General features: G+C 41.5%; 10 protein-coding genes. 5 read left to right on the top strand and 5 right to left on the bottom strand.

Going from position 1 to position 14,898, the window contains the following annotated elements; translation table 11 throughout:
• Positions 1-6: 6 nt before the first annotated feature.
• Genes recD through recC form a run of 3 tightly spaced genes read right to left on the bottom strand, consistent with a single transcriptional unit; the run spans position 7 to position 8,770 of the window.
• The gene (gene recD / locus ABWV45_RS08845; RefSeq protein ID WP_353350759.1) at positions 7-1,932 is read right to left on the bottom strand and encodes an exodeoxyribonuclease V subunit alpha; all 1,926 of its coding nucleotides are present in this window, start codon (positions 1,930-1,932) and stop codon (positions 7-9) included.
• The gene (gene recB, locus ABWV45_RS08840; protein WP_353350757.1) at positions 1,929-5,537 is read right to left on the bottom strand and encodes an exodeoxyribonuclease V subunit beta; all 3,609 of its coding nucleotides are present in this window, start codon (positions 5,535-5,537) and stop codon (positions 1,929-1,931) included. Before recB ends, recD begins: the two co-directional genes overlap by 4 nt.
• Entirely contained in the window at positions 5,534-8,770 is a 3,237-nt protein-coding gene (gene recC, locus ABWV45_RS08835) for an exodeoxyribonuclease V subunit gamma (protein WP_353350755.1), read from the bottom strand. Before recC ends, recB begins: the two co-directional genes overlap by 4 nt.
• 152 nt (positions 8,771-8,922) lie before the next feature.
• Between recC and ABWV45_RS08830 the strand changes: the two genes are divergently transcribed.
• Complete coding sequence (locus tag ABWV45_RS08830; protein ID WP_353350753.1) at positions 8,923-9,288, top strand: Hpt domain-containing protein; 366 nt, start codon at positions 8,923-8,925, stop codon at positions 9,286-9,288.
• On the opposite strand, the gene ABWV45_RS08825 is transcribed toward ABWV45_RS08830, so the two are convergent.
• Together ABWV45_RS08825 and ABWV45_RS08820 are read right to left on the bottom strand one after the other, a co-directional pair.
• Positions 9,285-9,956 (bottom strand): class I SAM-dependent methyltransferase, encoded by a 672-nt coding sequence (locus ABWV45_RS08825; protein WP_353350752.1) that lies wholly within the window; start codon positions 9,954-9,956, stop codon positions 9,285-9,287. The genes ABWV45_RS08830 and ABWV45_RS08825 overlap by 4 nt on opposite strands.
• Positions 9,956-10,558: a 2-hydroxychromene-2-carboxylate isomerase gene (locus ABWV45_RS08820; RefSeq protein ID WP_353350751.1), complete on the bottom strand. Its 603-nt coding sequence runs from the start codon at positions 10,556-10,558 to the stop codon at positions 9,956-9,958. The genes ABWV45_RS08825 and ABWV45_RS08820 overlap by 1 nt, the downstream gene beginning before the upstream one ends.
• A gap of 421 nt (positions 10,559-10,979) precedes the next feature.
• Here ABWV45_RS08820 and gcvT point away from each other — a divergent pair, with 421 nt between their 5' ends.
• From gcvT to ABWV45_RS08800, 4 genes are all read left to right on the top strand, one after another.
• On the top strand, positions 10,980-12,071 hold the full coding sequence (gcvT, locus tag ABWV45_RS08815) for a glycine cleavage system aminomethyltransferase GcvT (protein WP_353350749.1): 1,092 nt from the start codon (positions 10,980-10,982) through the stop codon (positions 12,069-12,071).
• 108 nt (positions 12,072-12,179) lie between these two features.
• The gene (gene gcvH, locus ABWV45_RS08810; protein WP_353350747.1) at positions 12,180-12,563 is read left to right on the top strand and encodes a glycine cleavage system protein GcvH; all 384 of its coding nucleotides are present in this window, start codon (positions 12,180-12,182) and stop codon (positions 12,561-12,563) included.
• 269 nt (positions 12,564-12,832) lie between these two features.
• Positions 12,833-13,384, top strand: a complete 552-nt coding sequence (locus tag ABWV45_RS08805; protein ID WP_353350745.1) for a type IV pili methyl-accepting chemotaxis transducer N-terminal domain-containing protein — start codon at positions 12,833-12,835, stop codon at positions 13,382-13,384.
• 110 nt (positions 13,385-13,494) lie between these two features.
• Positions 13,495-14,733: an APC family permease gene (locus ABWV45_RS08800; RefSeq protein WP_353350743.1), complete on the top strand. Its 1,239-nt coding sequence runs from the start codon at positions 13,495-13,497 to the stop codon at positions 14,731-14,733.
• Positions 14,734-14,898: the final 165 nt, after the last annotated feature.

Raw genomic sequence — 14,898 nt, 5'->3', positions numbered from 1 at the left:
TACCTTTTAAAATAACGAATACTGAGAGTCATCTGAACCCGAGGTCTGGGCCGTTACATCTACGGAACTTAATTGACGCCATAAACGATCACGCAAACCACTGGCTCGCTGCACCTGACGCGTTAACGCCTGTTGCAAAACCTTGGGGTGACTAATGCACGTCAAATGGGATTTTGCGCGGGTAATGCCAGTGTAGATTAACTCTTTACTTAATACCTGCGTATCATAGTCAGGTAAAACAAAAGCACAATGGTCAAATTCAGAACCTTGGCTTTTATGCACTGTCATGGCGTAAACAGTTTCATGTTGAGGCAAGCGAGAAGGCTGTAGCCAGCGCACTTGTTGATCTGTTCCCACAAAAACGGCCTTAAGTTTGATCTCTCCACTGGCTTCCTGCCTTGGCAATATCAAACCAATATCCCCATTGTATAAATTAACGCCATAATCATTTTGCATGATCATCACTGGTCGACCTAAATACCAAACCGATTCTGTTTCGATTTGACCTTTTTTGCTCAAACCTTGTTCAATTCGCTCATTCAGACCACTTACACCCAAAGGCCCTTCTCTTAAGGCACACAACACCTGAAACCGATTAAACTGTTGATGAACTTCCAAGGCCTGTTCATCACTTAAGCCAGTTACTGCGTTTATTTTAATGGTCTGTATATACTGCCCATAAATAGATACGGCTTGTTGAGTAAATTGATCGAAGTTGGCATCACTTAAATCCAATAAAGTTAGATCTGAGTACCCCTTTGCAAGAACCTGTTGCCATTGCTGAGCATCTCCTGCATTAGCCGCTGCGGCTAAATAGCCAATGCCGCTTTGTTCATGGAAACGATAACTTTTACGTAAGTGACAAATGTGTTGGCGCAGCTGAGCCCCTTGTTCTTGCGAATATGGGGCTAAATCCATTTTCAAAATGCTCTGTAAGTCATTACGAGTATTTTGGTCATATCCATGCAGGGTATTACCATCACAAATATCGGCTAAAACACTACCAGCTTCCACAGAAGCCAGTTGATCTTTATCCCCCAATAAAACCACTTGCGCATGACTGGGCAACGCCTGCAGTAATTTAGTCATAAGCGGTAGATCCACCATGGACGCTTCATCTACCACCAATACATCCAAATGCAATGGGTTGTGTGCATCATAACGGAAACCGCCACGGCCATTAGATTGCAACAAACGATGAATCGTACTGGTTTGTTCAGAAATGGCTGATTTAATTTTATCATCCACATCTAATTTTTGTTTGGCTAGGCTAATGGATTCCGTTAAACGCATGGCCGCTTTACCCGTTGGTGCCACCAATTTAATTATAGGTTGATGATGTAACTGACTTTGATGCAATTTCACCAGCAGAGCTAATAAACGAATTACCGTAGTGGTTTTACCTGTGCCGGGGCCACCACTGATCACTGAAAAACCATGCTTCGCAGCAATACAAGCGGCAATGGCCTGCCAGTTAACTGTATTATTTTCATCATTCAATAAAAATAATTGCTGAATAAACGACTTTTCTTGCAATAAATCCCATTTATTTTCAGTTAAACCTTGTTCAATACACAATTGTAATTGTGATTCATATAACCAATAGCGTTGTAAATATAATCGATCACCATCCAAAACCAGTGGCAAATCTTGCAAGACACCTTTTGTTGATTGGCTTTGAGCCTGAAATACGATTTCAGAGGTTTGCGCATTGGCTTTTAAAAGCTGCAATTCATCTTGGTTTAAGTGCTCATGTGTTTGAGCAAAATCCAAGCACACATGGCCTTTACCTAATTGAGCACTTAACACATACCCTAACCAAGAAATAACAGGGTTATTTGGTTCTAATGATTGTAAAAAGTCAGCAAATGCTGAATCAATAGGACGAGCCACCGTAGACTCTAAGCGTGATAAATAGTTTTGATAATTCATAATAAGCTCCCTTGTGAGGGAACTGATAATGGTGATGCCTCAGATTGAGCAATCAGCAATGCCTGCTCAAGGGTTTCACCTTTTAATAACGCATCTAAGGCCAATATTAATGATTTTTCCGGCTTACAATAAAACTGCCCGCTTTGGCTGTTTTGTATATCTAACCCTCGTAAGAATAAATAATATCCGCCACCAATATGGGCATCATAATCGTACTCCTGAATCCGCAACGATAATAAACGATGCAACGCCAATGTATAAATGACTAACTGAACATCGTATCTGTGTTCAGCCATGGCCGAATGTAAACTCGGAGTTTGATAATCAGAAAGCTCATCACCTAAATGATTTGATTTATAATCCAAAATAAAATATTGATTACCCCACTCAAAGGTTAAATCAATAAACCCCTTCAACATGCCCTTTAATTGATTAAAATTAAGGGATGCCCCTGATACATCCACACATGGGTATTGGCCCAATAATGCGTTAAAGTCCTCGGCATTTAATTTTTCAACTGGAAAATAAAACTCCATTTCTACTTTTTTCAAATCAGGTGTTAAATCCCCTAAGCACAATGGCTCACCTTCATGTTGCGCCATAGGACTCGTCAGAATTATATCCAACCAAGGTTTGACTAATGGCTGATGTTCTAGATCAATACCAAATCGAGCCAATAAACTTTCAATTAACGTATCAACATCATCAGGGACATCAGAAAAGTCTATTTCTTCTAACAATGTATGTAAAAAGTTACCCGCATGGGCGCCTCTTGGAAATAAGAATTGTCCCGCTAATTCTGTTCTATCAATTGGGGTTGCTTGTGCATATGCATCATCATCCATTTCAAACCTAGGTGTATGAGCCACGTGTAAGTTACGCACCAAACTTGAAAAACTCGACATTTGCCATTGTTGCTTAATATGACCAGTAAACTCACGCACAACCAAAGAGGCTTGTGAGTCCTGTATTTGAAACAGTGTGACCTCATCCGAGGCTGGCTCAATGTTAAAGCTTTCTGGCAGAGCCGTTTTTAGTGCTTCAATTTTTGCTAGCTTGGGCTCATCGGCTAATGCTTCGGAAAATAACACATGGCTAAGCGCACTGGATTTAACACTTTCATCTAGACGTTTAGTACCTGAGACTTCTGGCATAGTTACATAACACTTACTGGCTGCCCGAGTCAGCCCTACGTAGAGTAAACGAACCTCCTCTGCTAAGCCTTCTTGAATTCGCTGTAGTTGAAAGTCACCAACTAAATCACACACATTACTTTGAGTTGCTTCGTCAAAAAATAACTCGTCTTTTGATTCCTTACCGTCCCAATTAAACGGTAAGAACACAATGGGATACTCCAAACCTTTTGATTTATGAATGGTAACAATTTGCACAAGGTTAGCATCGCTTTCTAAACGTAATTGTTTTTGTTCTGCGTCTCCATCCGCTTGAGTGATTTGATGGGTCAACCACGTAATCAACCCTTGCATGCCCTGAACCTGCGTTGAACTATGTTGTAAGATTTCAGCTAAATGCATCACATTAGTTAGGCGACGCTCTCCCTCTAACTCTGACAACCATATCTGTGGTAATCCGCGGGTATGTAGCCAATACATTAACATGGCCATAATGCCCTGCTGGGACCAAATATCATAACATTTATATAGTTGCTCTAATTGCCCTTCCCACGCGCTTTCATCTAAATTCAGATGAGTTAAATCCGCTAACGTTAATGACCAAGTGGGGTAAGCAATCGCATTACGAAATTGTCGTTCACTCAGTTCATGTACCGCTTGAAGCAGCATAAGTAAGGCCATGGCTTCGTCACCGTCATATACACTTTCTTGCCCCACATATACACAACTAATGCCACGTTTGGCCAGACTGATTTTTACCAATGCCGCTTGCATTCGATTACGAACCAATACTGCCATATCCCCTGCTGACACCGGTTGCTGTTTTAGTGTTGCTTGATTTTGTTGCGAGTGATTAAGTAAAACACTGATTTTTTCTGCACAACTTTCCGCACACATGGCATTTAATGAGGGCTTCGAGTCAAACTGTTCCGCCTTAACGTGAACCCAAGTAAGTGCTGGTTCTGGTTTATGCTCTAACACCAAAGCAGGGGCTGTATTGTTAGCCTTAACCTTTAAGAACGGAATACTCTTATCATAAATAAACGGATGATCATGTTGCGTGAACATGTGATTAATCGCTTCAACCATATCTTTACTTGAACGATAGTTAGTATCAAGAGTGTACTGTGCATCCACTTGTTGTTTAGCTTGAATATAAGTGAAAATATCCGCACCACGGAATTTATATATAGCCTGTTTAGGGTCGCCTATCATAAACAAAGCATGTTGTTTTTCGAGCTCTAGTAATGTGCTGGAATACACTTGATAAAAGACTTGGTATTGATCGTGATCGGTATCTTGGAATTCATCCACCATAGCCACAGGATATTGCTGGCGAATATGCTGTATCAAACGTTGTTGATTAGCCCCTTGTAAACTGACATTTACTTGTGAAAGTAAATCATCAGTGGATAATATTTGCTTCTGTTGTTTCAATTGTTGCAAACGTTCACGTAATACATTTAATAACGAAACACGCTTTTCTCTTACTGCAAAAACTTTGGCTTGTTCAAAGGCTTCTAATACATTGGCTAGGGTTTCACATTTTAAACTTAATTCGTGTTCAATTGGCTCCCCGCCTTTTTTAACCGATTTTAATAAACCATTAGGTGATAAACTTTGAAAAGCACTGATCACATCACTGGTCTTTAATTTAAGTTTACCATTTACATACGCCTCAATATTGGCCACTTTTTTATCCAAGCCCTTTACAAACGTGCCATTGGCTTTTGGATGAGATTTAAGATCTTGAACAAAGTTTTGTCCATGCATTTGCCATGGTTCTAAAAAATCATGAAGTGCATCACTGACCATTTGCTGACAGTGAGTTATCTCACCCTGAGGCTCGCCTAAGTGGAACCTCACTTGCTTATAAATAAGCGGCCTTAAACTTTGCAGTAATACGTCTGGGCTTGGCCACTGCCCCAATATCAATTGCAGCTCAGCACCGGTTAACGGATACACTTCATTACGCCAAACATCATGTATGGCTTGCTCAAGTAACGGACTTTCATCCAGAATTAATTCAAATTCACCATTCAAACCAGTTTCCACTGAATTTTGTCTTAATAAGCGCTGAGCAAAACCATGAATGGTATAGATAGCCGCTAAATCCATAAGTTGCTGAGCATCTTTTAAACGTTGTTTAGCTTGCTCTGTATCGCCTAATTTAGCTTTGATTTCGCTGATTAAGTCATCCTCTGCTTGATCACTTAACGCCATATAGGCTTGACGTAAACGAGTTCGAATACGGTTGCGTAACTCTTCAGTTGCCGCCCGAGTAAAGGTTACTACCAAAATATTTTCAGGGGATAATGGCTCACAGCCATGACCTAATACCAAGCGTAAATACAAACCGGTTATGGTATAGGTTTTACCTGTACCTGCACTGGCTTCAATCAGGGAAATACCACTAAGAGGCACTCTTGCAACATGTAATGGCTGCATGGTTAACCCTTGAGAATCACTCATGATAAGGCCTCCATTTCAATCAGCTCATTATTCAACCAAACATCAAATAAACTATGACTCAGTTGCAGAGTTTGTGCTGGAATTTCATTTAAATCTTCAATACATCGTTGAACATGAATATCATCCCGCTCTCCTGCATAACCCCAAGCGGAACTGCCTTGGCTGCCTATAAATTTTTCAAAAGCTAAGTCTTCTGGTGTTTTTTTACTACGACTACTAATGGGTGCCTTCAATTGCCATGCGGTTTCAATGAGCAAGGGTAAAGGCTGACTTTGACCTTTGATAAATACCTCAACTAATTGCTGTAAGTAATCTTTAGCGATTTGCATAGCCATAGGTTTTACCTGAACAATCTGATCTTGGCATATTAAACGACTGTGCTTTTGTAAACCCATGGCACTTAAACTGGCCTGTTCAATTAACAAAGCAATCAAATGTTTGGCTTTAAAGCCACTAGGCACCAGCACAATATGGTATTGATCAAAAATTTGATATTGCCAGCCGAACAAACGTGGCAAACCTGCACTAAAACCTACATTTATTTCAATTGGTGAGATGGGACTGTGAGATTGGTAATCATGATATTGATGAATCATGGGCTCTAACTGTTGTTGCAGTCCTTGTAGATGTTGCTGCCCGATTTCGCCAAAAGCCAAAAGCCCTTCTGTTTTCGCTAGGCTATTACCCGTTTTATGCACCACGTCATTTAAAATACTTTGCTTGATTTTAAATTGCTCTAAACCATCTAATATAAACGGTTCATGATCAATCAGTTCATCAAAATATTGGTGCAGGTTAATGTTAAGCACTTGGTTTAAATAATATTTTGTCGGATGCTGATAAAAGCGAATAAGTTGCTCTAATAAAATATCATCTTGCGGATCAGTCTTAGAGGGCAACTGTATTGTATTGTTTGTATGATGCAAAGCTGGTGCTGATGACTCTATGGCAGACAACCAATCTTGATTAAAACTAAATAAATCCGAAGCGTCATTGTAATACTGAGGGTTAAATGGCTGTAATGGGTGTTGTTGCACTAGGTCTAACGGTGAATCCCCTTGATGGATGTAATCTAAAAATTCAGCTAACACCACTGAAGGTGTTAAGGGTTCGTCGTTTTGTTGGCTTTTACTGCGATAGCTTAACCACAAGAATTCACGGGCAGATAAAATGGCCTCTAAAAATAAGTAACGGTCTTCATTGCGTCGACTTCTGTCACCAAGCCTGTGCTGTTTACTCATTAAATCTAAACTATTTGGAATGACACTTCTTGGATATTCACTGTCATTTAATCCTAATACCGCCACCATTTTAAAAGGAATACTTCGCATTGGAAGTAAGGTACAAAAATTTACTTTCCCGACCATAAAGTGTTGCGAGCCATTGCTTTTTTGCAAGCCTTGCTTAATGGAATCGCTGAAAATTTCGTAAGGTATGGTTTGTGAATAATGAACCGCTTGAACGCTTTCTACCCAGTTTTCTAAGGTTTCGTAAACGTGCTCGATTATGCTTTGTTCTTCATCATTCGGTTGTAAAAAATGTTGCAACCATTGACTAAAAAATGGCGACCACTCATCACAATGGCGTGACTGCTGTGATGCTTGTGCATAGTGATGCAGGTCATTCACAAACTGTATCAGCGGCCCTAAAATAGCGGCGTCTAATCCTTCCACGTTTTCCACAGGAACAATACCCAAAATAGGTTGGGTACTTTGAGCTGCATATCCCATTAGTAATCGCTTAAATCCATACAACCACGTATTTTGTTGCCACTGGGGTAACCCCATGCCCTCACGGGTTTGACCATCAAATCCCCAGCGTACACCAGCAGCCACCAGCCATTGCTTAAGTGGCGCTAGATGTGTTTCTTGTAATTCATATTGGCGATAAACCGCCGGAATTTCCAACAACGTAATGACATCAGAAAACGGCATGCGTGATTGGGGCATGCTCAATAATAGTTGTACACCATTTAAAATAGGATGCTCCGCCTGTAAAGGTCGATCCGATACAGAATACGGAATGCGCATGTGAGCCGGTTGCGCATTAAACACCGCATCTATAAACGGTGCATAACTGGCCACATCAGGAATCATCACCACAACATCCTGCGCAGTAAGGTCTGTGGTTTCAAAAATATCTAATAAATGATCATGCAACACTTCAATTTCACGCATAGGGCTATGGCAGCCCACTACTTTTAGACTGTTGTCATCGTCTATTTTTATGGGTGATGTAGGTTGCTGTAATTTTAGGATTTGGTTTTGAATGTGCGCTAAAGCATGTGTAGCGTGAGATTCTAAAAATAATGGCACATCTTCTATCTCACCCACTTCCATTAACAAACGCTGAAAATCTTGCCCAAGTTTTCCTAATGAAGCTAACAAGTCGTTACCGGCATCAGCCATTGGCAGTTCAATTTTTCGCGCTCGCAGCTTTGCTTGCATGGTTTCACTGACCACATCCCCCCAATAATATTCACAAGGATTTGGCGTGAGTAAATGCACATTTACTTTTGAAGCCAGTAAACTAATGGCTTCAACCTGCTGCTTGGGTAAAGAGGTAAAACCAAAGAAGATAACGCGTTTAGGTAGTTGTGCTTTCTGGGTGCTTTCTAATTCTTGCAAAAAGTCACTGACCAAGTTCGCACGATGACGCTCAGACAAACCTTTGCTTTTTACTTTTTCAATCAGGTAATGCCAAAAAATCCCCTGCCAAGCTTGATCGGCAAGCGGCTTGCCGTCTATTTCAAAGGTTTTGGCTTGCCATTGTTCGATCCAATCTGGACGATGCACTAAATATTGGTCATATAAATCGGCAATGGTACTGGCTAAACGGTATGCTCTGAGGGCCTGTTCATTCTCTGAATCTGAATCATGGCCTTGAAGATAGTGACGCAGCAACGCAAATTCATCTTGCTGCATTAAGGCTTGGTCTTCTAAACCCTCTAGAATCAACCACGTAAGACTGGCTTTGGTGAATACGCTTTCATTGGCAATATCCGGCATCAGGTTGCGCTGGATTTGCCATAAAAACCGAGAAGGCATGGGAAATTCGATATTCGCAGCTATGCCCAAACTATGGGCCAGTTGCATTTTTAACCAATGAGCCAGACCTGGGTTTTCGACCACTATGATATCTTGCTCAAGTGGTGCCACATCACGCTCAAGCAGAAGCTTGATCAGCTGAGCTAACAATCGCTCCACTTTATTTGACTGATACAATTTGAGCATGGAAAACCGCCCTAAAAATTAAACACTTTCATTTAAAAACAGATATTTATAAAACATCAGAGACTTAAAACTAAAGCGTTATATCCTATCATGTTTGACATTTATGTATGCTGAACCAAACTTAACATTATGCATTTAAAAAGGTATTTTCTGTGTCTGACTGGCCCGATTCACTACCCGGTTTAAACCTCAAGCAAGCCTTAACTCAGTTGGGTGGCAAAAAGACGCTATATGTGAGGCTTTTAGGCATGTTTGAAGGCAGTCACACAAATGACGTCAACCGCCTAATTGAAGCCGCTCAAGCTGAAGATTGGAGTGCCGTACATGACATTAATCATGCTTTAAAAGGGGTTTCAGGGAATCTAGCTGCAGATGAGCTATATGGCCTGTGTACAGCCATTGATCACAAAATAAAAGATAACAACCATGAGTTTCAAGCGGAGCTAGATGCCATGCCACAAGCCATGGAAACCCTGATAGCATCTGTTAAAGAAGCCCAACTGCTGCCGACCGATTAAGCGAGTTTTTTAAAGATAATCACATCCTTGCCTATTATGGATAACTCCAAGGCATAAGTACGGGCTAACCAGTTAAAACATTCCTCACTAAAAAAACACACATGGGTTAAATCATTTTTGTAGTGCCAATTGGCAAACGCAGATTGTTTTGTCACCAGTTTAGTCATTAAACCCAGATAACCTTGCGGTTTTAACCAAGATAACCATTGTTCAAATACCTGCTTTGGCTCATGTAGGTGCTCTATCACTTCTGTTGAGGTGATTACGTCATAATGGCTTGGTTGTAAAACAGATTGATCCGGTGCATAAAAGTGATCATAGACTTTTACGTCAAAACCATCTTCACTCATCATTTTTGCTAATAATGGCCCGGGGCCACATCCAAAATCTAGAACCTTTTGGCTAGCAGCCTCTAATGGCAAGCGTGGTCGTAGTTCACTCCACAAGCGATTTAGAAATCGCTCATACCCTGCGTCATTTGTATCGTTCTCATGCTTGTCGTATTCCGCTTTCTCCATTGCTGAAGTCAAATAATACTGGCAAGGAACAAAAACCAAATAACATTGCTTACATTGAAGATACTCACGCTGACTGCGCTTATTATTATCTTGATGAAAAAGCAGATGCTCTCGCCCTAAGCATAGAGGGCAGCTCGTGGCTTGAGTCATTACTCTTGAATGTCCGCTAGCGCTTGCTCCACAAATATTAACCTATCTTGCCCAAAAAACACGTCATCGTTCACTTTAAACGCTGGCGCGCCAAACATACCTAACCCATGGGCATCACTGACACTTTGCTTAAGTGCATCTTTTACGGATTGCTGCTGGCAACCTTGTTGAACCTCGTCAACATCTAAGCCTAAGCTCACTAAATGGGCTTGCACTGAGGATTCATCATTCACGTCTAAGCCTTGCTGCCAAATAGCATTAAAGGTTTGCTCCACGAATTCGGCTACCTTTGACGGGTTAGATTGCTGTAAATACAAACAAACACGCAGTATAAACATGGTATTAAACGGGAATTGTTTAGGCCAGATTAATGGTACATTTAAGTGCTTTGCCCACAAGTGACAATCTTTATAAATCCATTTTGCTTTATTGGGAATAAACGCCGGAGAAGGCATATCCTGAGCCTGATGAAGCGCTCCAAGTAGTAACGGCTTAAACACTAAATCAGCCCCTTGTTTCGCCACCAATTCTGGTAGTTGCGTCATGGCTAAATAACTATATGGACTGACAAAATCAAAATAAAACGCCAACGATTTCGACATAATTACCCCCTAATGTGCAAATTGAAAAAAGATAAAAACCACAGCCCATTGCATTGTTAAAGCACCTTAACAGAGCCGCTAACGTTCAGATGCATAATCCCAGCGCGACAGCTAAAGCGTTAGTATGAAGTAATGGTAAGCACTCATTCAATAATCAACTCAAAAGTACTAAAATCTAGTTTATATACACGCACAAATTTACCATAAAGGGCCTTTTCCACACACAAAAAACGATGACAGCTCCGTTCCAAGGTATTTAACCATCGGTTTTATTGATAGCGGTGTAGGCCGTTGGAAGGTCGCCATCCAATAAAACCTAGCGAATTCATCCTATCTTGAAAACTGCTCGTTTCACCTAGGCCCATCACTGGGTATAATGCCGCCTCTGAAATTAAACCATCTCAACATTAGGATCATATCCATGGGTCAACGCACCGCTTTATATGACGCACATTTAGCCGCAGACGCAAAAATTGTGGATTTTGGTGGCTGGGATATGCCCATCCATTACGGCTCGCAAATTCAAGAGCACAATGTAGTTCGCGAAGATGCAGGCATGTTTGATGTGAGCCATATGACAGTTGTGGATATAACTGGCCCACAAGCGACCCAATACCTGCAATACCTACTTGCTAATGATGTGGCCAAGCTTCAAGAAGAAGGTAAAGCCCTTTATAGCGGCATGCTAAACGACAAAGGCGGTGTCATTGATGACTTAATCGTATACCGCGCCGACGCACTAGGTGGATACCGCGTTGTAGTAAACTGCGCCACTCGTGAAAAAGACTTAAAGTGGATGAACGAACAAATCGCCAAATTTGATGCCACTCTTACTGAACAACCTCAACTTGCTATGATTGCCGTACAAGGCCCTGAAGCCATCGCAAAAGCACAATTGGCCGCCTCCGCTGATCATGCCAACATCATTGAGCAACTATCAATTTTCCAAGGTCTTCCATGTGGCGACTGGTTCATTGGTCGCACCGGATACACAGGTGAAGACGGCCTAGAAATAATGATTCCTGCCGATGAAGCACCAGCTTTTTGGGATGCCTTGTTAAACGTGGGTGTCAAACCTGCTGGACTTGGTGCCCGTGATACCTTGCGCCTTGAAGCCGGTATGAACCTATACGGTAATGACATGGACGAAACCATTACCCCATGGCAAGCAGGTATGGGCTGGACATTGGCCCTAAAGGACGACCGTGAATTCATTGGTAAAGAAGCCCTATTAGCTGAAAAAGCCGCAGGCATTGAGTACAAACTGGTTGGCTTGGTGTTAGAGACTCGCGGCGTGATGCGTAGTCACCAAAAAATCATTTTCACCGCCAGCGACAAAACCGGCGAAGTAACCTCTGGTACTTTTAGTCCAACCTTACAGCAATCAATCGCCATGGCTCGCATTCCTGCGGATGCTGGCAATGAATGTGCCGTAGACATGCGTGGTAAAGCGGTTCCTGTACGCATTGTGAAAATGCCGTTTGTTCGTAATGGCCAAAAAATATTCGAATAGCCTCTATAGGCTTTGTTTAGGTTAAATCCCCTAGACAAAGCCCTTTAAAAATAAATTATTCGGGCTAAACTAGCCCAAAGTTTTCAAAACCTATTTAAGGACCATAAAATGGCTCAAATCCCAGCTGAACTAAAATACGTTGCCTCTCACGAGTGGATTCGCAACGAAGGCGACGGCGTTGTGACGGTTGGTATCACTGACTTCGCTCAAGAACAACTTGGCGACGTAGTATTCATCGAGCTTCCTGAAGTAGGCTCTGAAGTGAACAAAGATGATGCCATTGCTGTGGTTGAATCAGTTAAAGCCGCCAGCGACATCTATGCTCCAGTGTCTGGTGAAATCATCGAAATCAACGAAGAACTTGCAGATGAGCCAGAAAAAGCCAACAGCGAGCCATATGACGGCGCTTGGTTCTTCAAGGTGAAGCTTTCTGAAGAAAGCGAGCTAGAAGACCTATTATCTGCGGATGACTACTCTAACGAGTGCGAATAAGCCCTAACAAGCCCTTTCACTCTTTAAAAAGCAGCCTTTGGCTGCTTTTTTTTATGCCTTACAAAGACTGCCTTATTCCTTTTAGCCCTTCTAATTTCGTCTAGTATTAACTCAGTACACCTTGAATTTACTGGCTTGTAGCCAATTTACCAAATGGACCTTTCTTGACCGAGCATGACGCGGTAATCCAAAAAACGAAGCTGAAGCTTATATTGTCCTTAGTGATTATAGGGCTCTTGTCCAGTGCTTCGTATTTAGGTTTGAATCTAATGGCAAAAAACCAAAAATTAGACGCCCACCTCATTAATGAGGCGGGACGCCAGCGCATGCTTTCACAAAGGGCGGCATTAGGCGTCGCGACACTGTTAAATAAGATATACCTCAAACAAGACATTGATGAATTAACTCGAACTTACATTACTGATTCTACTAATTTACTTCTCACCAGCCACAAAACACTTATTGCTGAAAACACAACCGAAGAAATAAAAACTTTATACTTTTCAGGAGACCCGTCACTGAATGACGAAGTTCTAGCCTATTGCGCAGCCGCCCTTTCTATTAGCCAAGCCAATAAAATGAGTGATATTAATCCAAGTGACCTAAGCTATTTTGAAGCAGAAAATGTAAGTTACTTGTTGTTTCGATTAAACATCATGGTTATTGCCTATGAAGATGATGCCCAATCTAAACTTCAAGATGGTATTTTTGTAGGAACGATCTTATGGCTCATTCTACTTATCACATTAATTTCCGAATATAACTTTCTATTAAAACCAACCATAAACTTGATTCAAAAAAGCGTTAATAAACAAGGGTAAATTCCATCATGGCTGCCTTTTTAATAAATAACAAAATACACCTGATGTGACGCAAGACTTAATTTCCTAGCCACGATATGCTTAGAAAAATCCCATGGCTTATTTTCATTATGACCAACCACCAGCTCAAACGTACTCTTAATTTTCCCATGCTTACCCTATATGGCTTAGGCACGATTTTAGGCGCTGGAATTTATGTACTTGTAGGAAAGGTTGCGATACATGCAGGTATTTATGCACCCATTTCCTTTTTATTTGCAGCGTTATTAGCAGGTCTAAGTGGTTATAGTTATGCCGCTCTAAGTGCTCATTTGCCAAAAAGTGCAGGGGAAGCGGTTTATATAGAAACCGCCTTTCATTTTCGCCCCCTATCTATTTTAGTAGGATGGATGGTGGTGTTAACTGGCATTGTGAGTGCTGCGACTATCGCAAACGGATTTGTAGGATACCTTCAAGTGTTTGTCCCTATTACAGACTTTTGGGCCATCACTTTATTAATTTTAGCCATGACAGGCCTGGCTTATTGGGGGGTGAACGAATCGGTATGGGTCACAGCTGCCACGACTATATTAGGCATAATTGGTTTATTAATCATTTTGGCTTATAGCGTTCCTGCGTTTACCACCCTACCTGAACGCTTACCTGATCTCACTCCTCCGAGCAGTGATGGCAATATCTGGTTTGGTATATTACTGGGGGCATTTTTAGCGTTTTATGCCTTCATTGGTTTTGAAGACATGGTGAACATGGCAGAAGAAGTCAAACAGCCAGAGATTACTCTACCAAAAGCCATTATCGCTGCCATCATCATAAGCAGTGTATTTTATTACCTAATTGCATTGGCCGCAGTATTGCAATTACCTCAAGCTGAACTCATAGCCAGCAAAGCTCCCATGGCTGACATCCTTAAACAGCACAATGAAGATATGGCTTGGTTTGTAAGCCTTATTTCATTGGCCGCCATTGTAAATGGGGCATTAGTACAGATTATTATGGGCGCAAGGGTGTTGTATGGCATGGGCAAACATCAAATGGCTCCTTTATGGCTGGCAGCCATACACCCTGTGCGTAAAACCCCCTATATCGCCACCCTACTGATTGGTTTAATAGTATGGCTATTTGCCTCCCAGTTTCACCTTGCAACACTGGCCAGCATTACTAGCTTTATCATTATTATGGTTTTTTTACTGGTCAACATTGCTCTGATAAAGCTGATTTATAGCCCCGCAAGCAAAGATAAATTCACCGCTAAACCATGGGTGCCCATTACCGGCGTATTAATGAGCTTAATGTTTTTAGGTGTGCAGGTTTACCAACTCATCAGTGGAGCCATTGTAATTGGCCATTAGCCCTGTATTTTTGTAGGCCAAAGTGCATTTTATTCACGGCAACTTGAACGCCCTTTGTAATCGCATCTATGGGGGCTGAAAACAGGGAATTCCCCTGACAAATTGGCCCCTCGCTGATACAATCCGCCCCAATATTTTCCAGCTAAAGTTTACGGATATTTCCGT

The organism is Oceaniserpentilla sp. 4NH20-0058 (genome assembly GCF_040371755.1).
Classification (GTDB): Bacteria; Pseudomonadota; Gammaproteobacteria; order Pseudomonadales; family Oceanobacteraceae; genus Bermanella.
This window is presented reverse-complemented; position numbering and strand designations above follow the sequence as displayed.